Source organism: Streptomyces shenzhenensis (assembly GCF_021462265.1).
GTDB classification, from domain to species: domain Bacteria; phylum Actinomycetota; class Actinomycetes; order Streptomycetales; family Streptomycetaceae; genus Streptomyces; species Streptomyces shenzhenensis.
Genome location: NZ_JAJONF010000020.1, coordinates 116055 through 138980 on the forward strand (window position 1 = coordinate 116055; position 22926 = coordinate 138980).

The 22926-nt window shown below is 72.9% G+C and carries 25 protein-coding genes; 14 read left to right on the plus strand and 11 right to left on the minus strand.

Features of this window, described 5'->3' with window-relative positions:
• Nucleotides 1-4: 4 nt before the first annotated feature.
• The 7 genes from LQ326_RS25130 (at nt 5) to LQ326_RS25160 (ending at nt 6007) form a co-directional block, all read left to right on the plus strand.
• Nucleotides 5-1087, plus strand: a complete 1083-nt coding sequence (locus LQ326_RS25130) for a GSCFA domain-containing protein (protein ID WP_234539924.1) — start codon at nt 5-7, stop codon at nt 1085-1087.
• A complete protein-coding gene (locus LQ326_RS25135) occupies nt 1026-1727 on the plus strand; it encodes a hypothetical protein (protein WP_234539926.1) in 702 nt (233 codons plus the stop codon). Before LQ326_RS25130 ends, LQ326_RS25135 begins: the two co-directional genes overlap by 62 nt.
• A 73-nt stretch (nt 1728-1800) precedes the next feature.
• The gene (locus LQ326_RS25140; RefSeq protein WP_234539928.1) at nt 1801-2679 is read left to right on the plus strand and encodes a TauD/TfdA dioxygenase family protein; all 879 of its coding nucleotides are present in this window, start codon (nt 1801-1803) and stop codon (nt 2677-2679) included.
• A 22-nt stretch (nt 2680-2701) separates the two neighbouring features.
• A complete protein-coding gene (locus LQ326_RS25145; protein WP_234539929.1) occupies nt 2702-3415 on the plus strand; it encodes a hypothetical protein in 714 nt (237 codons plus the stop codon).
• Nucleotides 3416-3957: 542 nt separating this feature from the next.
• Nucleotides 3958-4950: a dihydroxyacetone kinase subunit DhaK gene (dhaK, locus tag LQ326_RS25150; protein ID WP_234539931.1), complete on the plus strand. Its 993-nt coding sequence runs from the start codon at nt 3958-3960 to the stop codon at nt 4948-4950.
• A 54-nt stretch (nt 4951-5004) separates the two neighbouring features.
• A complete protein-coding gene (dhaL, locus tag LQ326_RS25155; RefSeq protein WP_234539933.1) occupies nt 5005-5604 on the plus strand; it encodes a dihydroxyacetone kinase subunit DhaL in 600 nt (199 codons plus the stop codon).
• Complete coding sequence (locus tag LQ326_RS25160) at nt 5597-6007, plus strand: PTS-dependent dihydroxyacetone kinase phosphotransferase subunit DhaM (protein WP_234539934.1); 411 nt, start codon at nt 5597-5599, stop codon at nt 6005-6007. The genes dhaL and LQ326_RS25160 overlap by 8 nt, the downstream gene beginning before the upstream one ends.
• Before the next feature lie 105 nt (nt 6008-6112).
• Here LQ326_RS25160 and LQ326_RS25165 read toward each other — a convergent pair whose 3' ends face one another.
• Nucleotides 6113-6748, minus strand: coding sequence for a TetR/AcrR family transcriptional regulator (locus tag LQ326_RS25165; RefSeq protein ID WP_234539936.1), 636 nt, complete (start codon nt 6746-6748; stop codon nt 6113-6115).
• A gap of 160 nt (nt 6749-6908) precedes the next feature.
• Here LQ326_RS25165 and LQ326_RS25170 point away from each other — a divergent pair, with 160 nt between their 5' ends.
• A complete protein-coding gene (locus LQ326_RS25170) occupies nt 6909-7670 on the plus strand; it encodes an SDR family NAD(P)-dependent oxidoreductase (RefSeq protein WP_234539937.1) in 762 nt (253 codons plus the stop codon).
• Nucleotides 7671-7701: 31 nt separating this feature from the next.
• On the opposite strand, the gene LQ326_RS25175 is transcribed toward LQ326_RS25170, so the two are convergent.
• Nucleotides 7702-8388 (minus strand): glycoside hydrolase family 75 protein, encoded by a 687-nt coding sequence (locus LQ326_RS25175; RefSeq protein WP_234539939.1) that lies wholly within the window; start codon nt 8386-8388, stop codon nt 7702-7704.
• A 777-nt stretch (nt 8389-9165) separates the two neighbouring features.
• Here LQ326_RS25175 and LQ326_RS25185 point away from each other — a divergent pair.
• Nucleotides 9166-9708 (plus strand): hypothetical protein, encoded by a 543-nt coding sequence (locus LQ326_RS25185; protein ID WP_234539941.1) that lies wholly within the window; start codon nt 9166-9168, stop codon nt 9706-9708.
• Here the strand turns inward: LQ326_RS25185 and LQ326_RS25190 are convergent, their stop codons facing one another.
• The 4 genes from LQ326_RS25190 to LQ326_RS25205 form a co-directional block, all read right to left on the minus strand.
• Nucleotides 9709-10254, minus strand: coding sequence for a PadR family transcriptional regulator (locus LQ326_RS25190; RefSeq protein WP_234539943.1), 546 nt, complete (start codon nt 10252-10254; stop codon nt 9709-9711).
• Between the two features lie 22 nt (nt 10255-10276).
• The gene (locus tag LQ326_RS25195) at nt 10277-12292 is read right to left on the minus strand and encodes an NADPH-dependent 2,4-dienoyl-CoA reductase (protein ID WP_234539945.1); all 2016 of its coding nucleotides are present in this window, start codon (nt 12290-12292) and stop codon (nt 10277-10279) included.
• A gap of 105 nt (nt 12293-12397) precedes the next feature.
• Complete coding sequence (locus tag LQ326_RS25200; RefSeq protein WP_234539947.1) at nt 12398-12766, minus strand: hypothetical protein; 369 nt, start codon at nt 12764-12766, stop codon at nt 12398-12400.
• 122 nt (nt 12767-12888) lie between these two features.
• Complete coding sequence (locus LQ326_RS25205; RefSeq protein ID WP_234539949.1) at nt 12889-13761, minus strand: hypothetical protein; 873 nt, start codon at nt 13759-13761, stop codon at nt 12889-12891.
• A gap of 275 nt (nt 13762-14036) precedes the next feature.
• Between LQ326_RS25205 and LQ326_RS25210 the strand changes: the two genes are divergently transcribed.
• On the plus strand, nt 14037-16115 hold the full coding sequence (locus LQ326_RS25210; RefSeq protein ID WP_234539950.1) for a SpoIIE family protein phosphatase: 2079 nt from the start codon (nt 14037-14039) through the stop codon (nt 16113-16115).
• Nucleotides 16116-16425: 310 nt separating this feature from the next.
• Here the strand turns inward: LQ326_RS25210 and LQ326_RS25215 are convergent, their stop codons facing one another.
• Nucleotides 16426-17079 carry a Type 1 glutamine amidotransferase-like domain-containing protein gene (locus LQ326_RS25215; protein WP_234539952.1) on the minus strand — a complete coding sequence of 218 codons (654 nt, stop codon included), beginning with the start codon at nt 17077-17079 and terminating at the stop codon, nt 16426-16428.
• 142 nt (nt 17080-17221) lie between these two features.
• Here LQ326_RS25215 and LQ326_RS25220 point away from each other — a divergent pair, with 142 nt between their 5' ends.
• Both LQ326_RS25220 and LQ326_RS25225 read left to right on the plus strand, forming a co-directional pair.
• Nucleotides 17222-17419: a TGBp1 family protein gene (locus LQ326_RS25220; RefSeq protein WP_234539954.1), complete on the plus strand. Its 198-nt coding sequence runs from the start codon at nt 17222-17224 to the stop codon at nt 17417-17419.
• 14 nt (nt 17420-17433) lie between these two features.
• Nucleotides 17434-18108 carry a nitroreductase gene (locus LQ326_RS25225; protein ID WP_234539956.1) on the plus strand — a complete coding sequence of 225 codons (675 nt, stop codon included), beginning with the start codon at nt 17434-17436 and terminating at the stop codon, nt 18106-18108.
• Nucleotides 18109-18188: 80 nt separating this feature from the next.
• Here LQ326_RS25225 and LQ326_RS25230 read toward each other — a convergent pair whose 3' ends face one another.
• Complete coding sequence (locus LQ326_RS25230; RefSeq protein ID WP_234539957.1) at nt 18189-18566, minus strand: MerR family transcriptional regulator; 378 nt, start codon at nt 18564-18566, stop codon at nt 18189-18191.
• A 240-nt stretch (nt 18567-18806) separates the two neighbouring features.
• Here LQ326_RS25230 and LQ326_RS25240 point away from each other — a divergent pair, with 240 nt between their 5' ends.
• Nucleotides 18807-19121: a serine hydrolase gene (locus LQ326_RS25240; RefSeq protein WP_234539959.1), complete on the plus strand. Its 315-nt coding sequence runs from the start codon at nt 18807-18809 to the stop codon at nt 19119-19121.
• A gap of 194 nt (nt 19122-19315) precedes the next feature.
• On the opposite strand, the gene LQ326_RS25245 is transcribed toward LQ326_RS25240, so the two are convergent.
• The gene (locus tag LQ326_RS25245; RefSeq protein WP_234539961.1) at nt 19316-20104 is read right to left on the minus strand and encodes a putative protein N(5)-glutamine methyltransferase; all 789 of its coding nucleotides are present in this window, start codon (nt 20102-20104) and stop codon (nt 19316-19318) included.
• 298 nt (nt 20105-20402) lie between these two features.
• Here LQ326_RS25245 and LQ326_RS25250 point away from each other — a divergent pair, with 298 nt between their 5' ends.
• Complete coding sequence (locus LQ326_RS25250) at nt 20403-20804, plus strand: MarR family winged helix-turn-helix transcriptional regulator (RefSeq protein WP_268207527.1); 402 nt, start codon at nt 20403-20405, stop codon at nt 20802-20804.
• Here LQ326_RS25250 and LQ326_RS25255 read toward each other — a convergent pair.
• Nucleotides 20765-21574, minus strand: a complete 810-nt coding sequence (locus LQ326_RS25255) for a GNAT family N-acetyltransferase (RefSeq protein ID WP_234539965.1) — start codon at nt 21572-21574, stop codon at nt 20765-20767. The two genes, LQ326_RS25250 and LQ326_RS25255, sit on opposite strands and share 40 nt — an antisense overlap.
• Nucleotides 21571-22494, minus strand: coding sequence for an NADP-dependent oxidoreductase (locus LQ326_RS25260; protein WP_234539968.1), 924 nt, complete (start codon nt 22492-22494; stop codon nt 21571-21573). Before LQ326_RS25260 ends, LQ326_RS25255 begins: the two co-directional genes overlap by 4 nt.
• Between the last annotated feature and the right edge of the window lie 432 nt (nt 22495-22926).

Here is a 22926-nt window from a genome sequence, read left to right on the forward strand (position 1 = left end):
CCCCGTGCAGCATCCGTACACCCGCCTGCCCGCCCGGTCGTTCTGGCGCACCGCGGTCGCCGAGCCCGACCCGGCGGACATCGACGGCCTGTGGACGCCGAAGTTCGCGATCGGCCAGGACGATCCCGTCGTCACCGCCGGATCCTGCTTCGCCGCGCACATCGGCCGGGCCCTCCTGGCCGAGGGCATGCACTGGTACGACGCCGAACTGCCGCCCCCGGGCCTGACGGCGGCCGAGCAGGCGGCGCGCGGATACCGCCGGTTCTCCTTCCGGACCGGCAACATTTACACGGCCGCCGCGCTGCGCCAGTGGGTCGCCTGGGCGCTGGAGGAGGAGACGCCGCCGCAGGAGGTGTGGGAGGAGGACGGAGCCTTCTACGACCCCTACCGGCCGGGCGTGGAACCGGCCGGCCACCGCTCGCCGGAGGACGTGCTGCGGGCCCGCGACGTCACCCTGGACGCGGTCCGCACCGCCCTCGCCGAAGCCGCGGTCCTCGTGTTCACCCTCGGCCTGACCGAGGCCTGGCACGACGCCCGTACCGGAACGGTCCTGCCGGTGTGCCCCGGTACCGTGCGCGGCAGCTACGACCCGGCCCGGCACGTCCTGCACAACCACACGGTGGACCGGGTGCACCGCGACCTCACGGCCGTGCTCGCCATGGCGCGCGGCGTCAACTCCCGGCTGCGCACGGTCCTCACCGTCTCCCCGGTGCCGCTGACGGCGACCGCCACCGGGCGCCACGCGCTGGTCGCCACCACCCACTCCAAGTCGGTGCTGCGCGCGGCGGCCGGCCAGCTCGCCGACGCGTCCGACGGCGTCGACTACTTCCCGTCGTACGAGATCGTCACGGGCTTCCCGTACCGGGCGGCGTTCTACGGCCCGAACCTGCGCACGGTCACCCCGGACGGAGTGGCCTTCGTGATGCGGCACTTCTTCCGGGCCGTCCGGCCCGGGGCCGACGCGGCACCGCCCGCGCCGGTGCCCGCGCCTTCCACCCCCGTCACCGGCGGAGAGGACCACTGGTGTGACGACGCCGTACTCGACTACTACGCCCCCCGTTCCGGCCCGGTTCCTTCTGCTCGGTGACTCCCACGCAGGCTGCGTCGGACGGGCCGCGCACCAGGCGCGGCTGCCCTTCGTGGGCGGCCCGGTCGGCTCGGGCCGGGACTTCCTCGGGCCGTTCGTCGACGACGCCGGCGGTGACCTGGAATTCCGGGACGCGCGAGCGCGGCGACTGGTCCGGGAGTCTCTGGACGCGCTCGGCGTGCCCGGGTTCGCGGGGCTCGGGGTGCCGCTCGTGTGCACGTTCGGGCTGAGCGCGCACACGGTGGCCACCCGGCAGAACTGGGACATCCACCGCGACCGGCACGGCACCGTGCCCGAACGGTTCCTGCGCAGCGGCCTGTTCGGCGACCTGGTCCGGGCGAATGTGCGCGGTGCGCTCGCCTTCTACGACCGTACGGCCGCCCTCGGACTGCGGGTGCTGGCCCTGATGCCGCCGCAGCGTGTCCCCGGCATGTCCGACCCGGGTGTCTTCTTCGCCGCCCAGGACGTCATCGGCGCCGAACTCACGGCACGTGGGGTGGAGCTGCTCGACCTGCGGGCCCGCGTCACCGACGGCGCGGGACACCAGCGGCCGGTCTTCTGCCAGGCCGGCGACACGATCCACGGCAACCTCGCCTTCGGCCGGCTGGTGGTCGCCGAACTCCTCGACCGCGGGCTCTGACCCCGCTCACCGCTCTGCCCTCGTCCGCCCGGCCCCGTCCCGTCCTGTCCCGTCCTGTCCCAAGGAGGTCCCCATGGAGGACTACGCACTGCGCGCCGTGGCGCAGCTCACCACCCGCCCCGCCGAGCCCTACGACACCCTCTCCGTCGCCCCGGTCACCCCGGTGCTGGGCGCCGAGGTCACCGGTCTCGACCTCTCCCGGGAGCTGACGCCGCAGCAGGAGAAGGAGCTCAAGCACGCCTTCCACACGCATCACGTGCTGGTCTTCCGTGACCAGGACCTGACCCCCGAACAGCACAAGCGGTTCGCGGGCGTCTTCGGCGAGCTGCACCCCGTCGCCCTCGCCGCCGAGGGATCCGATCCGTACATCCTTCAGATCAAGGCGGACCGGGACTCCAAGGCCGTCGCCGGCAACGGCTGGCACTCCGACGGCACGGCGGACCCGGAGCCCTCCCTCGGCTCGATGCTGTACATCACCACGACTCCCGAGGACGGCAGCGGCGGCGACACCCTGTTCGCCAACATGCACCTCGCCTACGAGCTGCTCTCCCCCGCCCTGCGCGGCTTCCTCGACGGTCTGACCGCCCTCCACGACGGCGCCAAGCCCTGGACCGACGCCGGACTGACCCCGCCGCCCGAGTACGACGTGCCGCGCACCGAGCAGCCGGTCGTCGTCCGCCATCCGGAGAACGGCCGCAAGCTGCTGTTCGTCAACGCCCCCTACACCTCGCACATCACCCAGCTGTCCCGCGCCGAGAGCGACGCCCTGCTGGGGATGCTGTACGCGCACATCGCCCGTACCCCGCTGCTGCACTGCCGGGTCCGCTGGCAGGAGCGCACGCTGGTGTTCTGGGACAACCGCAGCGTGCAGCACCACGCGGTGTGGGACTACTTCCCGCACACCAGGGAAGGCCGCCGCGTGGCGATCGACGGCACGTCTCTGCATGGCTGACCCGACCGAGGAAAGAGCGCACATGGCCACGGCCACCGCCGCACCGGCGGCCTTCCGCGCCGCGCTGCGGACCCAGGCCGCCGAGCCGCCCGCGGCCGGGGTGCCCGCCTGGCTGTGGCGGCTCGCCACCGCCGTCCACGGGGAACTGGCGCCGCCCGCCGCGGACGCCTGGGCGAACCGGCTGCACGCCCTGCTCGGTACGGCGAGGATCCCCGCCGGGCTGCGGCCCGTGCACGTCTGGCAGGCGGAGACCGTACTGCCGCTGCTGGCGGGCACGGCGGACACGGCCGTGCCCGCCGCCCTGCACCGCGCGGCGGCCCGGGGCGCACCGGCCGACCGGGACACCTGGCGGTCGGCGCTCGGCCCGCTCCTGCTGCGGCTGCACGACGCCGCCTACGACCGTGCCGGCGCCTACGCGGAGGGCCACGCGGGTGCCCGCGACCACGCCCTGGCCAACCGGTACTCCACCGCCGAGGCGGACGCGTACGGCCACGAGTACGCGCGGCTGAGCACCGAGGCGAACGCGCGCGCCTTCGCCGAGGCGCACGCGGCGGCGCTCGGCACGGCGCTCGCGACGGCGTACTCGGCCGACGATCCCGTCGCCTACGCGGCCACCTTCCCCGGGGCGCATCTGAAGGCCGCCCTGCGCGCCACGGCGGCGGCACCGGGCGAAGCCGCCCCGACCCAGCTCCTGGCCGACGGCCTCCTGAGGGCGCTCGCGGCTTGCCCCCCGTGAGGCGGCCGCCGGAGATCCACCCGTCGTGCCCTGTGAGAGGTCCGGCCGAGCGCGGACCGAGGCGAAAGCAGGCGTACGCGGTCGTGCCGTCCTTGCTGACGGCCCTGGCCCGGAAGGGGCCGACCGCACCGGAGACCTGGGAGCCGCCGGCCGCTTCGTCGACGAGCTTCTCGATCGCGGCCCGGTTGTGAAACCCTCGCCGGCCGCCGCGGGCGCCCTGGACGCGGCGTATCCGACGACACCCAGCACCGCCACCCGCAGCAGGGCGACGAACCCTCGCCGTCCGAAGGCCGCACGGCCCCGGTGATCGAGGACCGTTGCCAGGACGAGGGAAGCGTCCGCTTCCGCTTCCCCCTTCACCAGCCCGCCCACGTGACCTTCGTCCGCGCAAGGTCGATACTTCGCTCAGGAGAACTGCGCCGCTCCCGGTCACCGCCCCCGCCCACACCTGACGAACAGTCACACCAAAGTCGGCGTTGATCTACTCTGACCTGTGAAGAAGCAGGTCAGAGGCTAGCCTGGTAACGTCCTTGGAGGATCACATGAAGATGCTGATCAACGTTCCGGAAACCGTGGTGGCGGATGCGCTGCGGGGCATGGCGTCGGCTTTTCCCGACCTCGCCGTGGACGTGGAGAACCGGGTGATCGTACGACGGGACGCCCCCGTCGCCGGGCAGGTCGCGCTGGTCTCGGGCGGCGGTTCCGGGCATGAGCCGCTGCACGGCGGATTCGTGGGGCCCGGGATGCTGTCGGCCGCCTGTCCGGGCGAGGTGTTCACGTCCCCCGTCCCGGACCAGATGGCCCGGGCCGCCGCCGCCGTGGACAGCGGGGCCGGGGTGCTGTTCATCGTGAAGAACTACACCGGTGACGTGCTCAACTTCGACATGGCCGCCGAACTCGCCGAGGACGAGGGCATCCAGGTCGCGAAGGTGCTCGTCAACGACGACGTGGCCGTCACCGACAGTCTGTACACGGCGGGCCGGCGCGGCACCGGCGCCACCCTGTTCGTCGAGAAGATCGCCGGGGCGGCCGCCGCCGAGGGACAGCCGCTGGAGCGGGTGGAGGCCGTCGGGCGCCAGGTGAACGAGAACTCCCGCAGCTTCGGTGTCGCGCTGAGCGCCTGCACCACGCCGGCCAAGGGCTCCCCGACCTTCGATCTGCCGCCCGGCGAACTGGAGTTGGGCATCGGCATCCACGGCGAGCCGGGCCGGGAGCGGCGGGCCATGATGACCTCCGGCGAGATCGCCGACTTCGCGGTCAACGCCGTACTGGAGGACATGCCGCCGCACAACCCGGTCCTCGTCCTGGTCAACGGCATGGGCGCGACCCCGCTCCTCGAGCTGTACGGGTTCAACGCGGAGGTCCAGCGGGTGCTCGCGGAGCGCGGGGTGAGCGTGGCCCGCATCCTGGTCGGCAACTACGTGACCTCCCTGGACATGGCCGGTGCCTCGGTCACGCTCTGCCAGGTCGACGAGGAGCTGCTGCGGCTGTGGGACGCTCCGGTGAAGACACCGGCGCTGCGCTGGGGCATGTGAGCGAGAGACAGCACCGACCCGCGTCCGTACCGCAACGCAACGCAAGGAGATCCCGTGCTAGACGCCGACTTCTTCCGCCGCTGGATGGCGGTGACCGCCGCCTCCGTCGACCGTGAGGCGGAGCGGCTCACCGCCCTTGACTCCCCCATCGGGGACGCCGACCACGGCAGCAACCTCCAGCGCGGTTTCAAGGCCGTGGTGGCCGCGCTGGAGAAGGACGCGCCCGCGACGCCGGGTGCCGTGCTGACGCTCGCCGGGCGTCAGCTGATCTCCACGGTCGGCGGCGCGTCCGGGCCGCTGTACGGCACGCTGCTGCGCGGTACCGGCAAGGCGCTCGGCGACGCGGCCGAGGTCAGTGAGGCCCAGTTCGCCGAGGCGCTGCGGGCCGGGGTGGACAAGGTCATGGCGCTCGGCGGGGCCGCGCCCGGGGACAAGACGATGATCGACGCCCTGGTGCCGGCCGTCGACGCGCTCGGTGACGGTTTCGGGGCGGCCCGGACCGCCGCCGAGCAGGGCGCCGAGGCGACGATCCCGTTGCAGGCCCGCAAGGGCCGGGCGAGCTATCTCGGCGAGCGCAGCATCGGCCACCAGGACCCGGGCGCCACCTCGTCGGCGCTGCTCGTCGCGGGACTCGCGGAGGCGGCCGGTGAGTGAGAACAACCTGGTGGGAATCGTGCTGGTGTCGCACAGCGCGCAGGTCGCGGCGTCCGTCGCGGAGCTGGCCAAGGGGCTGGCGGGCGGCGCCACAACGGTGCCGGTCGCCCCGGCGGGCGGCACCGAGGGCGGCGGGCTCGGCACCAGCGCCGAGCTGATCGCCGCGGCTGCCGCGTCCGTGGACCGGGGCGCCGGGGTCGCCGTCCTCACCGACCTGGGCAGCGCGGTGCTCACCGTGAAGGCGCTGCTCGCCGAGGGCGACGAACTCCCTGCCGGCACCCGCCTGGTGGACGCCCCGTTCGTCGAGGGCGCGGTCGCCGCGGTCGTCACGGCCGGCACCGGGGCCGACCTGGACGCGGTGGCGGCGGCCGCCGCCGAGGCGTACACCTACCGCAAGGTCTGAGGACCCCCGGGGCCGGCCGTCTGGTTTCGTGCCGGCGTCGCCGGGCCTGGGGCCTGTCGCGGAAGCGGCGTCGCCGCCCGAAGGGCGGCCCTTTCACACCAGGCCCTAGCCAAGCCCCTCCGCCACCACCGCGAGGGCCGAGCGCATGGTCGCCGTGAGCTCGGCCTCCGCCGTGGCGGGGTCGGTGGTCTCGTCGGCGACCCGCCAGGCGTAGTGCTCGACGGCCGCGCGCAGGGCCGCGTTGAACATGGCCGCCTGGATGGTGGGCCGCAGGTCGTCGGCGGCCAGCCCGGAGCGCTCGGCGAGGGCGCGGGCGAACGCCGGTTCGGCCTCGTCGTAGGACTGCAGCCACTCCGCCCGCAGGCCCGGTTCGCCGCGGGTCAGCCGGACCAGGGCGCCCATGGTGGCGCGGTCCGGGCCCGCCACCAGCCGGCTGTCCGTCGGTACGGCATCCTCGAAGACCTCCACCAGCGGCCGGCCGGGGCGCCATGCGCGCAGGCAGTCGGCCACGGCCTCGATACCGGCCGCGAACAACGGCCGTACGCAGGCCTCCTTGCTCGGGAAGTAGCGCCACACCGTGCGCGCCGAGACCCCGACCGCCTGCCCGATCTGGTCGCCCGTGGTCGCGGCCACCCCCTGGGTGACGAACAGGTCCACCGCGGCGCGGGCGATCTCCAGCCTGGTCTCGGCCTTGCGCTCCTCGGTCAGCGGCGGGCGTCCCGTGCGTCCCCCTGCGGTCATCTGTCCCTCCGGTGCCGGTGGCTCTCGCACCGGGATTCTCCCCGAGGAACCGGGATGGTGGAAATTCCGGCCCCGACTTCATGTCACTCGAAGACATTAAGTCGTATGGTGTGACCGCACCGGGCGCAGGGCGCCTCGAACCACCTGATGGGAGCACCACATGGCCAGCGGACTCGACGGGCGCGGCGTCATCGTCACCGGCGCGGGATCGGGGATCGGGCGTGCCGCCGCCCTGGCCTTCGCCAGGGAGGGCGCCCGGGTCCTGGTCGCCGACCTGAACGCCGAGGCCGCGGGCGCGGCGGTGGCGGAGATCGAGAAGGCGGGCGGTACGGCCGTGGCCGTCACCGGGGACCTCAGTGAGCAGTCCGTGGTGGACCAGGTGGTCGCGACCGCGGTGGAGCGGTTCGGCGGGGTGGACGTCCTGGTGAACAACGCCGGGATCATGGACCGGATGTCGGCGCTCGCGGACGTCAGCGACACGGAGTGGGAGCGGGTGATACGGGTCAACCTCACCGCGCCGTTCCTGCTCACCCGGGCCGTGCTGCCGCACATGCTGGCGGCGGGCCGCGGCGCGATCGTCAACACCGCCTCCGAGGCCGGTCTGCGCGGCAGCGCGGCGGGCGCCGCCTACACGGCCTCGAAGCACGGGGTCGTCGGCCTGACCAAGAACCTGGCGGTGATGTACCGCAACCAGGGCATCCGGGCCAACGCCATCGCGCCCGGCGGCACCAGGACCGGAATCCAGATCGACCTGGAGGACGGCGCCCACGGGCCCGCCGCGCTCGGCCCTTACTTCGGCAACGTCGGCCAGGTCTCCGAACCCGAGGAGCAGGCGGCCGCGATCGTCTTCCTCGCCTCGGACGCGGCCAGCAACATCAACGGCGCGATCCTGCCGGTCGACAACGGCTGGGCGGCCGTCTGACCCCTACGGCCGGGGGCGGCCCGGCCACCGGTCAGCCGCCCTCGACGAACTCCTCCGCCAGCCGTTCCCCCTCCGCCTCCGCCTCCGCACGGTCCTCGATGGGGTCGACCCCGGAGTCCTTGAAGACGATGTAGGTGACGCCGGAGGGCACCCCGCCCACCAGCGGGTCGGGGTCCACGCCCAGGGCCTTCGCGGTGGCGTAGGAGGCCTCGCCGATGATGTCGCGCGGTCCGGTGTCGCCGACAACGGCGTACTGCACGCGGTCCTTGTAGATCACCGCGGCCACCGTGCCGCCCCGGACGCCGGACGCCCAGTGGTTCCAGCGGCCGCTGGGGGCGGGTACGACGACGTAGGGCAGCTTCTCGGCGTTGAGCTGGCGGCCGTTGGACTGCTGGTAGGCGGTGGCGGCCGAGAACGACGGGTCGGCGCCGCGGTTGCAGTGGGCGGTGGGCCGGCCGTCACAGTCGATGTCGAGGTCCGCCTTCCAGAAGACGGCCCGCGAGGTGCCGCACACGGGGACGGTGGCGGCGGTGTCGGCGTCGGAGCGGTAGCGGCCCTTGGAGACCTGGTCGCAGTCCCGCACCCGGGCCAGCAGGTCGGTGGCGGTGATCCGGTGCCGGGAACCGGGGGCCGCGAACGAGACGGCAGGCGCCGGCAGAGTGGCCGGGGCGAGCAGGGCGGCGCCGGCCGCGGCCAGCGTCAGCGACTGGACACGCACGATGAGGGACCCTTTTCGTGGGGGACATGGAGTCACCGGAACAATCTGGTGCGGGTCGGGCGGCCGAGCCAGCACGTGGGGGCCGTACAGGGCCGTTCGGAGCAACGAAACTGACGCTTCGTGAGAGGTCACCGAGGGCCGGGGCGCTGAGCCGGTGTCAGCCCAGGTCGCCCCGGCCGCCCGTGCCGGCGCGGGATCAGCGACGACAGCGTTCCGCGCCACAGGCGCGAACTTCCCTGTTCTCCGGGTAAGTTCGGCCGCAGTGCCCTCAGCATACGTAACTCTCCCCCGCCGTCTCCAATACGGCCCTCCTGATGCCCGCGTCGCGGGCAGACCATGGTGCCCGATTGGCCTGGACCATTGCCGTGTTGCCGTCCCGGGGAGGCGGAACCGTGCGCCGAGTCGCCGTCGTGGTCCGCGTCTGCTGCTGGTGACGTCCTGGGGCCGGGGGCGGCACCGACGGCGACAGCGGGCGGCCGCCCGGCGCCCCGACGGGGATGACCGCGGCCGCCGGAAGCGCCACCGGTGTGCACGTCATGTGGAACGCGCTGCCGGACGGCACCTGGGGCGGCCGGCCGGTGGAGCGGAGCGTGACGACGGGGACCTGAGCCGCATCCCCAGCCTGCGCCGGACGGAGGAAGAGGTCACCTGGCCGGTCGCCCTCCGGGTGCGGGACGCGCCGCGGCCCCTTTCGCTGAACCTGAGGCAGCACGGGCGTTTCCCCACCCTCGGCGGCGCAAGGGACGTTCCGCCAACCGTGCCGCCGGAGGGCAGACCATGCGCACTACACGACTTCTCCTCCGCTCCGGCCTGACCCTGGCGGCCGCCGCCGCGTTCCCGACCTGGCTCGCCGGACCGTCCGCCGCAATCACGGGCATCTCGGTGAGCACCACCGGCACCACGGTCTCGGTGGTCACGAGCGCCTGCACCCAGAACAACGGCAGCTGGGGCAACGCCTCACTGCTCAACAGCGGTCAGACCGCCTTCGCCCAGGGACGGCAGGTGGCGTTGGCGGGCACCACCGTGAGCCAGTCCGCCGCCTGGTCGGGAGTGTCGCCCGGCACCTACACGGTGGTCGTCGTCTGCTCCAACGGCGGCACGGCGGGCACCCAGTCGGTGATCGTGTCCGGAAGCCCCGCGGCGCCGACGACCTCCTCCACCAAAGCGGACGCGCCCACCCGCGGTGTGATGGGCGGCCTGGGCGGCGCCGCCCGCGACTACGGCCCGCTCACCCTGGGCATCGGCGCCGCGCTGGTCGGCTCGGGCGTCATCGCCACCGGCTGGTACCTGCGCAAGCGCTCGAAGCCGTACCGGCTCTGACTAGGGCAGGCGGGGAAGGTCGCCGAACTCCTCCAGGGCGTCGCTGAGCCACCGCGTCCAGAAGGTCTCCAGGTCGATGCCGGCCCGGAGCACCAGGTGCCGCAGCCGGTCCTCGGGGGCGTCCTTGCCCGGCGGGAAGTCGCGGCGCTCGATCTCCTCGTACTCGGCCAACTGGCGTCGGTGCAGCTCCAGATGGCGGCGCAGGTCGGCTTCGAGGCCTGCGGTGCCGACGACCGCGGCCGCCCGCAGCCGCAGCAGGAGCACGTCCCGCTGTGGCTTGGGGTCCTGGGAGGCGGCGGTCCAGCGGGCCAGTTCGGCGCGGCCCGCGGGCAGGACCTCGTAGCTCTTCCTCTGCCCGCGGGCCGGCTGCTCGGCGGGCAGGGTGCGGATGTAGCCCCCGGCCTCCAGTCTTGCGAGCTCGCGATAGATCTGCTGGTGCGTGGCCGACCAGAAGTACCCGATCGACCGGTCGAACCTGCGGGTCAGCTCAAGCCCCGACGACGGCCTTTCGAGCAGGGCGGTGAGAATCGCGTGCGGGAGTGACATGGGCTCATCCTAGGGACGGCCCCTACAGGGCGGCCGCCAGCTCGGTGCCCTGCTTGATGGCCCGCTTGGCGTCCAGCTCGGCGGCGACGTCGGCGCCCCCGATCAGGTGCGCGCTGCGGCCGGCGGCGACCAGTTCCTCGTACAGGCCGCGGCGCGGTTCCTGCCCGGTGCACAGCACCACGGTGTCGACCTCCAGCACGGTGCTCTCCCCGTCGACGGTGACGTGCAGTCCGGCGTCGTCGATCAGGTCGTACCGCGCGCCCGGGACCATGGTGACGCCCCGGTGCCTGAGTTCGGTGCGGTGGATCCAGCCGGTGGTCTTGCCGAGTCCGGCGCCGACCTTGCCGGTCTTGCGCTGGAACAGGTGGACGGTGCGCGGGGGCGCGGGGCGCTCGGGGGCGGCCAGGCCGCCGGGGCCCTGGTAGTCCATGTCGACGCCCCAGTGCCTGAAGTACGTCGCCGGGTCGTCGCTCGCCTTGTCGCCGCCGTCGGTGAGGTATTCGGCGACGTCGAAGCCGATGCCGCCGGCGCCGAGGATCGCGACCCGGTCGCCGACGGGGGCGTTGTCGCGCAGCACGTCGAGGTAGCCGAGGACGCGGGGGTGGTCGATGCCGGGGATGTCGGGGGTGCGGGGGGTGACGCCGGTGGCGACCACGACCTCGTCGTAACCGGTGACGTCCGCGGGCTCGACGGTCGTGTTCAGGCGTACGTGCACACCGTGGGCGTCGAGCTGGTGGCGGAAGTAGCGCAGGGTCTCGTCGAACTCCTGCTTGCCGGGGACCTTGCGGGCCACGTTCAGCTGGCCGCCGATCTCGTCCGCCGCGTCGAACAGGGTGACCTCGTGGCCGCGTTCGGCGGCGGCGACCGCGCAGGCGAGACCGGCCGGTCCCGCGCCGACCACCGCGACGCGCTTCTTCAGCCGGGTCGGGGCGAGGACCAGCTCGGTCTCGTGGCAGGCGCGGGGGTTGACCAGGCAGGAGGTGATCTTCCCGCTGAAGGTGTGGTCGAGGCAGGCCTGGTTGCAGCCGATGCAGGTGTTGATGGCCTCGGGCGTCCCGGCCTCGGCCTTGGCGACGAAGTCGGGGTCGGCGAGCATCGGGCGGGCCATGGAGACCATGTCCGCGTAGCCCTCGGCGAGCAACTCCTCGGCGAGTTCCGGGGTGTTGATGCGGTTGGTGGTCACCAGCGGCACGGACACCGCGCCCATCAGCTTCTTGGTGACCCAGGTGTAGGCGCCGCGCGGCACGGAGGTGGCGATGGTGGGGATGCGGGCCTCGTGCCAGCCGATGCCGGTGTTGATGATGGTCGCCCCGGCGGCCTCGACGGCCTTGGCCAGGGTGATCACCTCGTCGAGGGAGGAGCCGCCGGGGACCAGGTCCAGCATGGACAGCCGGTAGACGATGATGAAGTCGTCGCCGACGGCCTCGCGCACCCGGCGGACGATCTCCACGGGGAACCGCATCCGGTTCTCGTACGAGCCGCCCCAGCGGTCGGTGCGCCGGTTGGTCGGGGCGGCGATGAACTCGTTGATCAGGTAGCCCTCGGAGCCCATGATCTCGACGCCGTCGTAGCCGGCCCGCCGGGCGAGGCGGGCGGCGCGCGCGTAGTCGTCGACGGTGCGCTCGACGTCGGCCTCGGTCAGCTCCCGGGGCGGGAAGGGGCTGATCGGGGCCTGGAGGGGGCTCGGGGCGACCAGGTCGCGGTGGTAGGCGTACCGGCCGAAGTGCAGGATCTGCATCGCGATCCGGCCGCCTTCGCGGTGCACGGCCTCGGTGACGGTCCGGTGCTGCCCGGCCTCCTCCTCGGTGGTGAGCTTGGCGCCGCCCTCGTACGGGCGGCCCTCGTCGTTGGGCGCGATGCCGCCGGTGACGATGAGGCCGACTCCACCGCGGGCCCGGGCCGCGTAGAACTCCGCCATCCGCTCGAAGCCGCGCTCGGCCTCCTCCAGGCCCACGTGCATGGAGCCCATGAGCACGCGGTTGGGCAGCGTGGTGAAGCCCAGGTCGAGGGGTCGCAGCAAGTGCGGGTAACGGCTCATCGAGGCCTCCGTGCGCGGTGTCGTCACCGTAGTTGTAGAGGACCGCGCACGGATTATGCAACTAGTTGCACAAGGACTCCGGTGTGACGTGTCTCAGATCACCGGTCACCGGCCTTCGAGCAGGACGTGCAGCTCCCGCTCCTGGTCCCCCGAGGCGGAGGACAGGTTGCGCACCGTGAACAGGGAGTCGAGAGTCGAACGGAGCCGGTCGATGGCCCAGTAGCCGCCCTGAGCGTCGGCCTCGACCGAGGCCGAGAGCCGGGGCGGCGGGGTGCACTCGTGGGCGTCGGTGACCTCGAACGTGCCGAGCCACACCATCGGGCGGGTCTCGTGAAGCTGTTGCGGCACGTCCTCGGGGCCCCGGTCGGACTCGAAGCACTGGCACAGCGCGTCGAACACGATCCGGGCGTCCTCCTTGCTGCATCCGCTGATCTCCAGCGAGACGGGTTCCTCGTGCGGTCGCTCACGGACCATCGTGATCGCTCCTCTCATGGCGATGGCGCGGCAGCACGGGTTCCCCCGCAGGCCGCGCCATGCCAACAGATAAGCACCGATCTCCGGGCCCCGCACCACCCGCCGCGGCAGGCGGAGGAGGCTCAGCTCCGGGTGAACTTGTAGGTCTTGCCGTCCGTGAGGACGCAGAAGCCCGGCGACATCACGATGACGCGCAGGGTGCCGGTGCGCCGGTCGTAGTCGATGCCCTCGGCCTCGAAGCTGCCCGAGCAGGAGCTGCGCAGCGGCAGCTGGCGCAGGGCCGTGACATGCCCGGTGACGTCGCCGGTGCCGGGCTGGGCGGACAGGTCGATCTGCAGCAGCGGCTTGGTGTAGCCGAAGAGACTGCCGTCCGGGTCGTCCGAGGAGCACAGCAGCGTGGTGGCGCTGGAGAAGTCGCAGCCCTGCACGTCACGCACGGCGTGGTCCAGGTTGACGACGGACGCGAGCGGGAGGTTCGCGGACGGCGAGGTGTTCTTGTTGGCGCCCGGTGCCGGGAAGACCAGGAAGCGGGTCATCGTGCCGTACTCGCCGGAGAGCATGTACTGGCTGTCGGGCGTGACGGCGGACCAGGAGTTGTTCAGGGCCTCTCCGGGGACGAGCATGTGGACGTACTCCGACCAGGTGCCGTCGGGAGCCTGCACCCGGTACATCTTGGCGGTGCCGGAGTCCGCCTGGTAGGGCTCGACGTAGTAGCCGTCGTAGGACTCGTCGGGGTCGCCGACGTGGTTCCAGCCGCGGACGGAGACGCTGAGCGGAATGGTGCCGATACCGGTGTACCGGTTGGGGCTGTTGGCCGGGATCTCGACCGAGGTCAGCCCCTGGCTCTCGGTGAGTGCGTCGGCGTGGTCGGAGCCGGTCTCGGTCCAGGTGTCGGCGGCGGAGGCCGGGGCGGCGGTCGCGAGGACCAGGGTGGTGGCGAGGGCGACCAGGGCGGTCAGGCCTGCGCGACAACGTTGCCGGGTGGACGCGGGCATGGAAGCCTACTCCTCGGTATCTGGGGGGCGGTACGCGCGTGCGCCGGTCAGTCTTGCGTGGGCGCTATGGGCATGTACAGACCAAAGACGGGTCGGGAAGGTGAACTCGTGCCCCAGCCGCCCCCGTGGCCGCTTGGCCGTACGGATGCCGCCATGGTGAGAGATGGTGGAAAAGTCGGCGGCGGCTTCGGCGGGACAGGTGTGAGCGCGATAGAACAGGGGGAGTCGGCACGGGGGACGACGTGCCGTACGAGAGTTCGAAGGCGGTGCGTGGGATGAGTCCAGCCGAGGCTGCGGTGCCGGGGGGCCAGGAGCCCGTGCGCGGACCCGTGCGGCCGGGCGGGCTGCTGGACGTCCTGAGCGTGGCCTCGGTGGTGCTGGACGCCAAGGGGCGCATCGTGCTGTGGAGCCCGCAGGCCGAGGAGCTGTTCGGCTACTCGGCGCGCGAGGCGCTGGGCCAGTACGCGGCCCGGCTGATGGTGGACGAGCGCCACATCGAACTGGTCGGCAAGCTGTTCGCGGACGTGATGAGCACCGGGCGGAGCTGGGCCGGCGGCTTCCCGATCCGGCACAAGGACGGCACCACCCATGTGGTCGAGTTCCGCAACATGCGGCTCATGGACGACAACGGCGACGTGTTCGCGCTGGGTCTGGCCGCCGACCAGTCCACGGTGCGCCGGCTGGAGCAGGAGGTGGCGCTGTCCGAGCGGATCGTCAAGCAGTCGCCCATCGGGCTGGCCGTCCTCGACGCGGACCTGCGGTACGTGTCGGTCAACCCGGCCCTTGAGCAGATGAACGGTGTCCCGGCCAAGGACCACGTGGGGCGGACGATCCGCGAGGTGCTGCCCTGCGTGAACTACGACGCCCTGGAGTCGGCGTACCTGCGGGTGCTGCGGACCGGCGAACCGGTCATCGACGAGCCCGCGGTGGGGCGTACGCCGGCCGATCCGGACGAGGAGCACATCTGGGCGGTGTCGATCTACCGGCTGGAGGACGCCCTGGACAACGTGCTGGGCGTGGCCACCTCGGTGGTCGACATCACCGAGCCGTACCGGGCCGGGATCGAGGCCGAGAACGCGCGCCGCCGGCTGGCCGTGATCGCCGACGCCTCCACCCGTATCGGCACCACCCTGGACCTGGAGCGCACCGCCCGGGAGCTGGCCGACGTCGCCGTGCCCGAGCTCGCCGACGTGGCCGCCGTGGACCTGCTGGACACGGTGGTCGAGGGCCGGCGCAGCACGCTCGGCCCGGGTGAGCCGGCCATGCTCCGGACACTCGCCGTGCGCGCGGAGCGGGAGCCGGACGCGGTCCAGGCCGTCGACGAGCCGGGCACGGTCGCCCGGTACGCGCCGGACCGGCTGGTCACCCGGTGCGTACGGACCGCAGAGGCTGTCGTCGTCCCGCATGTCACGGACGAGGACCTGACGCGGATCGCCCCCTCCCACGAGGCCGCGGCGGAGCTGGGCCGGGCCGGGGTGCACTCGTATCTGGCCGTGCCGCTGATCGCGCGCGGCGAGGTGCTGGGCGCCCTCGACCTCAGACGCACCCGCAATCCGGCGCCCTTCGACGACGACGATCTGCTGCTGGCCCGGGAGCTCGCGGCGCGGGCGGCCGTGCAGATCGACAACGCCCGCTGGTACCAGAACGCCCGCACCACCGCCCTGACCCTCCAGCGCAGCCTGCTGCCCGCGCATCCCCGGGTCACCCCGGGCCTGGAGGTCGCCTCCCGCTACCAGCCCGCGGGCGCCACCGTGGAGGTGGGCGGCGACTGGTTCGACGTCATCCCACTGGACGACGGGAGAACGGCCCTGGTGGTGGGCGACGTGATGGGCAGCGGCATCAACGCGGCCGCGACGATGGGCCGGCTGCGCACCGCGACGACCACCCTGACCTCGCTCGGTCTCGATCCGGCGGTGCTCCTCGAACACCTGGACAAGACCACCTCGGGCCTCGACCACTCCATCGCGACCTGCGTGTACGCCGTGTACGACCCGCACCTGCGCCGGTGCCGGATCGCCAACGCCGGCCATCTGCCCCCGGCCCGGGTCCGCCCCGGCCGGCCGCCGGAGCTCCTCGACCTGCCGACCGGGGTCCCGCTGGGCGTCGGCGGAGTGCCCTTTTCCACCACGACCGTCGACTTCGAGCCCGGCGACGAGCTGGTGCTGTACACCGACGGTCTGGTCGAGACGCGCACGCACTCCCTGGACGAACGGCTGGACGAGCTGCTGGCCCTGCTCGACGATCCCGCCCGCCCGCTGGAGGAGGCCTGCGACCTGCTGCTGCGGGAGCTGCACCACCCCGACAACCACGACGACGTGGCGCTGCTCATCGCGCGGGCAGGGGAACTGCCGTAGCGGGACGGGCGCCGGCGCCCGGGCGGACTCACGGAACTCACGGGGACTGATCACCCGGGTCGCCTTCCTCGTCGGCACCCGCGGCGACGACGGCGGGCTGACCGCGTCCGGCGCGTTCTCCGGCGACTTCACGGGCATGGGCCGCGGCGGCATGCCCGGCCGCGGCGGCCCCTGACAGCGCCCCGGAGACCGCTCACCGTCCCCCGGCCCTTCGGGCAGCGGGGCCACCGCCCAGACACCGGGTCGCCCCAGCGGGTGACCCGACGGCTCCGGGACGAACCGGACGCCGCCGGCCACGCCGGTGCGGTGTTCACCGGGCAGGGGTGAAACGCTTCCAACGGCCCTCGGAGACGACTTCCAGGGTGCCGTCGGTCACCTTGATGGCCGTGTCGTCGTCGATCGCGTACGCCGGACCCGCGATCTCCGCCGCCCATCGCTCCGCGGCGGCCATGGTGTGCTCCGGCAGGTCCGGATGCCCCAGGTGCGGGAAGATCGAGAAGTCGACCGTCCCGAGCGTGCGGTCGTCCCCGGCGGGCGACTTCCAGTCGACGAACTGCCGCCCGACGCGGGGGGTCAGCACCATGCTCCCGGCACTGAATCCCACGTAGACCGTCTCGGGCAGTTCCGGCAGCAGGCCGGCCAGCCCGGACTCCCGCATCCAGTGGCCCAGGTACAGGGTGTCGCCGCCGTTCACCAGCAGGACGTCGGCCTCTCGGACCCACTGGACCCAGCGTTCGCGGTCGATGCTGGGCAGCGCGGTGAGTTCCAGCACTCCCACGGACTTCCACCCCAGGTCGGCCCCGCGGATGAAACGCCATGGCCCGGCCGGTCCGTAGGAGCTCCCGTACCCCGCGGTGGGGATGCAGAGGGCGTTGGACTCGGCGATCGGTTTGCCGAGGAGGTCGACCAGCGCACCGTGGATGGCCGGGTTGCTGACGCCGGCCGAAGTGAGCAGAAGCCGCATGTTGTCGGTGCCCCCAACTGGCCGTGGAATGAACCTGGTCGGTCGACACGGTACGTCAAGTCCACTCGGTGCTGGCCGGAGCACTCGTCGAGTGCGAGCGTGCCGGGCCCCGTGCAGTGAACGGCCCTGGCCCGCACAGAGGTTGCCCAACGCCCGCAACCAAGACGCCGGTACCGTCGACGGGTTCGGCGGGGCCGGCACGAGCACGGCGCTGCGGGAGTTCCTGAGCGCCGTCGGCGAGGCCGCCGGCGCCCCGGTTTGCGCGGCACCGACGTTCCGCCCGGCCCGCTCGCCCGGTGCGGCGATCGTCCTCGTGTCTTCGCTGCCCGCCATGGAGTGAGAGGACGAGAAGACGTGGACGTGTACGAAGCGGTGGCCAGTCGCAGGGCCGTGCGGGCGTTCAGCGACGAGCCGGTGAGCAGAGCGGTGCTCGATCGCGTGCTGGCGGCGGCGAGGCGGGCTCCGTCGAGTGGCAACCTGCAGCCGTGGCAGGTGTATGCCGTGACCGGCGAGCCCCTGGCCGAACTGAAGCGGCGTGCGACGGCGAGGGCTCTGGCGGGAGACCCGGGTGATGAACGGGAGTACCCGATGTACCCGGCCGAACTGGCCTCACCGTACCCGGACCGTTTCGCCGCCGCGGCCGCCCAGCGCTACGAAGCGCTCGGAATCGCGCGTGACGACCTCGACAGGCCGGTGAAGATCGCCGCCTTGAACTCGCAGGCGTTCGGGGCGCCGGTCGTGCTGTTCTGCTACCTCGACCGGACGATGGGACCAGGGCAGTGGGCGGACGCGGGGATGTACCTGCAGACGGTCATGCTCCTGCTGCGGGCGGAAGGGCTGCACAGCTGCCCGCAGGTGATGTGGACGACGTACCGCCGGACCGTCAGCCAGGCGGTCGGAGCCGGTGACGGACTCGTGCTGCTCTGCGGCGTCGCGGTGGGATTCGAGAAGGAAGACGTGCCGCCTGTGCGTACCGGGCGGGCGGACCTGACGGAAACGGTGAGCTTCGTCGGGGCGTGGGACCGCTGACCGGTGTTCCGCACAGCGGACGGATGGCCGGGGGAACCGTTCGGGCCTGATCACCGACAGAGAACACATGGGTCATCGGTTCACGGCGGATCGGTCGCGCGCCCTTTGAGTTCGGTCAGGTAGCCGGCGATCGCGTCACGGTTGCGGGTGAGGATGTCGATGCGTTCGGTCAGCCTGTCACGTTCGCGTTCGAGCGCCGCCACCGTCTCGGAGGTGACGCCTTCGAAGACGATCGGATCGCGCGGTGATTCCAGGCACGGCAGGATCCCACGGATCGCCTGCGTCGACAGGCCGGCGTCCAGCAGTTCACGGATCTGCTGGACGCGGCCCAGGGCCGTTTCACTGTAGTCGCGGTAGTTGTTGGGCCCACGGGTCGAGGTGATCAAGCCCTTTGCCTCGTAGAACCGCACCTGTCGCGGAGAGGCACCCGCTCGGGCGGCCAACTCGCCGATGCGCATGTCAGCACACTACCGCTTGACCTTGACACCGGCGTCAAGGTTCGACCATGTCGGCATGACCGAACTGAACGGAACCGTCAGCCCGGCGTTCGAACCCGTCCGGGACGCCGTGGAGGAGCAGCGGCGCCGAGGTGGGCCTGTCGCTGGCCGTCGACGTCGACGGCCGGCAGGTGGTGGACCTGTGGGGCGGCCATCGCGACGCGACCCGCATGCGGCCCTGGCAGCGCGACACGATCACCAATGTGTGGTCGATCACGAAAACGGTGGCTCGTCTTCGACGAGCAGTCGGGCGGCACGGACCTCGTCAGCGGACTGCATGTGCGGTGGGGCATCGGATACGCGCTGCCCGACCGGCGCACCCTGCCGTGGATCCCCGACGGCCGCATCGCGTTCTGGGGCGGCTGGGGCGGCTCGATGGCGATCATGGACCTCGACCGTCGCATGACGATCGGCTACGTCATGAACAACATGGGGGCTGACATTCTCGGCTCACAGCGGGCCGCGGTCTACACCACCGCCGTCTACCGGGCCCTCGCCACCGGCAACCCGACCTGACCGGCCCCTCTCGGCGTGGCGAGCGGCCAACCGCCGAGAAGGAAGAACCCCGCGGAGCCCTGGACGCCCCGACGACGCCGGTGGTCGACGAGACCGGTCCAAGGGCGCCGACGTGGCGTCACGGCCGAAGCGGTCCGCCGCATGGTGTCCGCTGCCACAAGCGCCCCAGTCGGCTCACCGCACCGGACGCGGCGTCAGGCGCGCACGCCGGTCACGACGTTCGCGTACAGCTCCTCCGAGACCGCGAGCAGGGTGGTCAGGCCGGCCCGGCGGAAGATGTCGACGGCGTGTCCGGCCTGGCGTTCGCTCGTCTCGACCAGGACACAGCCGCCGGGCGCGAGCCACTCGGGCGCTCCGGCGGCGACCCTGCGCAGCACGTCGAGGCCGTCGCCGCCGCCGTCGAGGGCGACCAGGGGCTCGTGGTCGCGCGCCTCGGCGGGCAGCAGCCCCACCTCCTCGCTGGGGACGTAGGGCACGTTGGCCGCGAGAATGCCGGTCCGGCCGCGCAGGGCGGCGGGCAGGGCGTCGAAGAGGTCGCCGGCGTGGGCGTGGCCGCCGTAGGGGGCGATGTTGCGGCGGGCACAGTCGACCGCGGCCGGGTCGATGTCGGCGGCGTGCAGTTCGACGTCGCCGAGGGCGGCGGCGAGGGCCGCGCCGACCGCGCCGGAGCCGCAGCACAGGTCCACGACGACGGACGCGTCGGGGACCTGTGCCAGGGCCTGTTCGACCAGGAACTCGGTACGGCGGCGGGGCACGAACACGCCGGGTCCCACGAGGACCCGCAGCCCGTGGAACTCCGCCCAGCCGAGGACGTGTTCGAGGGGGTGGCCGGCGGCGCGCCGGTCAACCATGGCGGCCAGTTCGTCCGGGGTGCGGGCGGTCGCGAGGATCAGCTCCGCCTCGTCCTCGGCGAAGACGCAGCCGGCGGCGCGCAGCGCGGAGACGACGGCGGACGTGGTGGTGGTGTCGGAGAGCGAGGTCATCACCGGGAGCCTATCCGGACGCGGCGCGCGGGTCGGACGGTTACCCGTCGGGCGGCCTGACGAGCCGCCGGCCGGACGGTCGGACGCCGGCCGTTTCGCCGGTCTCCTGCTCGGCTCCGGATCCCTGCGGTCCTCGCGATCCTCGGGGGCCAAACTTGTTGGATCATGCAACTCAATTGCGAGTTGTACTCTGCAACTAGAGCATCGGAGGAGGTAGTCCCGTGAGGTGCGAGGCGCAGCCGTCGAAGGTGGTGCCGTGACGGCGGCGGAGACGGCAGTCGAGACCATCCAGCGGGAGATGACGGTCTTCGCCCGGCGGGCCCGGGCGTCGGCCGGGCGCATGCATCCCGAGCTGTCGCTGGTGTCGTACACGCTGCTGGGGCATCTGGAGGAGAGCGGCGGCTGCCGGGCCACCGATCTGGCCGCGCACTACGCGCTGGACAAGTCGACGGTCAGCCGGCAGGTGGCGGCGCTGGAGCGGGCGGGGCTGATCGAGCGCCGCCTGGACCCGGAGGACCACCGGGTCCAGGTGCTGCATCTGACGGAGACCGGGCAGGAGGTCCTGGCCCAGGTCACGCGGAGGCGCCGGGCCGCCTTCCGGGAGCGGCTGGCGGACTGGCCGGAGGCGGACCTGGTCAGGTTCGCCGGATACCTGGAGCGCTACAACGCCCGGGCCTCGGCGGGCTTGGCCGACGACTGACCGAGCGGCACCGGCACCCTGGCCGCGACGAACGCCGTACGGCGGCGCAGGCGGAAGCCGAGCGACTCGTACAGCCGGATCGCGGCGGTGTTCTCGGCACCCGTGTGCAGGAAGGGGGTCTCGCCGCGTTCCCGGATGCCGTGCGCGACCGCGCGGATCAGCCGGGTCGCCAGGCCCTCGCCCCGGTGGGCCGGGTCGGTGCAGACCGCGCTGATCTCGGTCCAGCCCGGCGGGTGCAGCCGCTCCCCCGCCATCGCGATCAGTCTGCCGTCGCGGCGGATGCCCAGATAGGTACCGAGTTCGATGGTGCGGGGCAGGAACGGGCCGGGGCGGGTGCGCGCGACCAGGTCGAGCATCTCCGGTACGTCGGCCGGTCCGAGGCGGACCGCGGCCGGTTCCGGGACGGCGTCCATGCCGTCGTCCACCAGCTGCACGCCCGCGATGCTCATCGTGAGTTCCCAGCCGTCCGGGAGCTCACCGCGGTACCCGGGCAGCGGGACCTCCGCGCCGGGGCCGGCCAGCGCGGCGAGGTCCGCCCAGTCGTCGGCCTCCGGCGCCTCGGGCAGCGCCAGCCACGGGGAGACGTCGACGGGGTAGCGCAGGATCCGGCCGCGCCGCTCGGCGAAGCGGGCGTGCGGGCCGGTCAGCGAGGCGCGGGCGGGGTTGTCCAGGACGTGCGGGACACCCTCGCGGAGGTCCAGGACGTGCGGGACACCCTCGCGGAGGTCCAGGACGTGCGGGACACCCTCGCGGGGGTCCAGGACGCTCATCCGGCGACCTCGATCACGATCTTGCCGAGGGCGTGCCCGTCCTCGACGGCACGCAGCGCCTCGTCGGCCCTGTCCAGCGGGAAGGTCCGAGAGACCCGCGGGTCGAGCTCACCGGCGACGACGAGCTCGGCCACCTCGTCCAGGACCGCGGCGGTCCGGGCGCGTTCCACCCGGGCGCCGCCCAGCGCGGCGACGGTCTGCGGCGGGGCGCCCGCGGTGATCAGCCTGGTGCGGTCGGCGAGCAGGCCGGCCGCCTCGGTGAGCACCTCGCCGCCGACCAGGTCGTAGACGCCGTCCACGCCCTCGGGCGCGGCCGCCCGCACCCGGTCGGCCAGCCCCGGACCGGAGGGCACGTGCACGGCGCCCAGCGACTCGACGAGGTCCTTCTTGGCCGCGCTCGCCACGCCGACCACCCGCAGCCCCCAGGCCCGGGCGATCTGCAGGGCCGCCACGCCGACCCCGCCGCCCGCGCCGGTGACCAGCAGGGTCGCGCCCTCGGGCAGGTCCAGCTGGCGTACGCCGTCGAAGGCGGTCGCCGCGGCGACCGGCAGGGTGGCGGCGTCGGTGAAGGACAGCGCGGCGGGCTTGTGCGCCGTCGCGGACGCCGCCAGCAGGGCGTACTCGGCGAACGCGCCGTGGGGCGTGTTGCCGAAGACCTCGTCGCCGACCGAGAACCCGGTCACGCCCGCGCCGATCTCCTCGACCACACCGGCGGCCTCGCTGCCGAGGACGGCCGGGAAGCGCGCCTCACTCTGACCGGGACGGCGGAAGCCGCCCCGCAGCTTCCAGTCGACGGGGTTGACCCCCGCCGCGCGGACCGCGATCAGCAGTTCACCGGGGCCGGGAACGGGCCGGTCGATGTCGGCGAAGGCCTCGGTCTCGGGCCCTCCGTGTCTGGTGTAGACGTACGCCTGGGGCATCGTGTTTCCTCGCTCTCTGATGCTGTCACCGGTGTCCCGGCAGCGGCACTCAGCGCCAAGGACGGGCACGCGGCGGCTATTCCCGCACGCGCGGATCGTTCATACGGCCGCAATATCCGGTGCTGCGAGCGCATCCGCGCCGAGGGCCGAACCACCACCTGCGCCTGGACGCGGTCCGGTCCGTCCGCGGAATCCGGCCGACGGTGCGTCCTCCCGGACGGCCCGGACGGCCCGGGAGACCGTCCGCCGTCGTGCCCGGACGCGGCCTGCCGGACGCGGCGCTCACCCCTGTCTGCCGGCACGTGCTCACCCCGTGTACGTCGCAGGCCCCTCCGCCGCGCCTGGCGCCCGGCCGGGGCGCGCGGCGGAACCTGTGCTTCAGCCGCTGCCGCGTCCCGGGACCCGGCAGCGAGCGAGGTGCTCCGTTCGGGG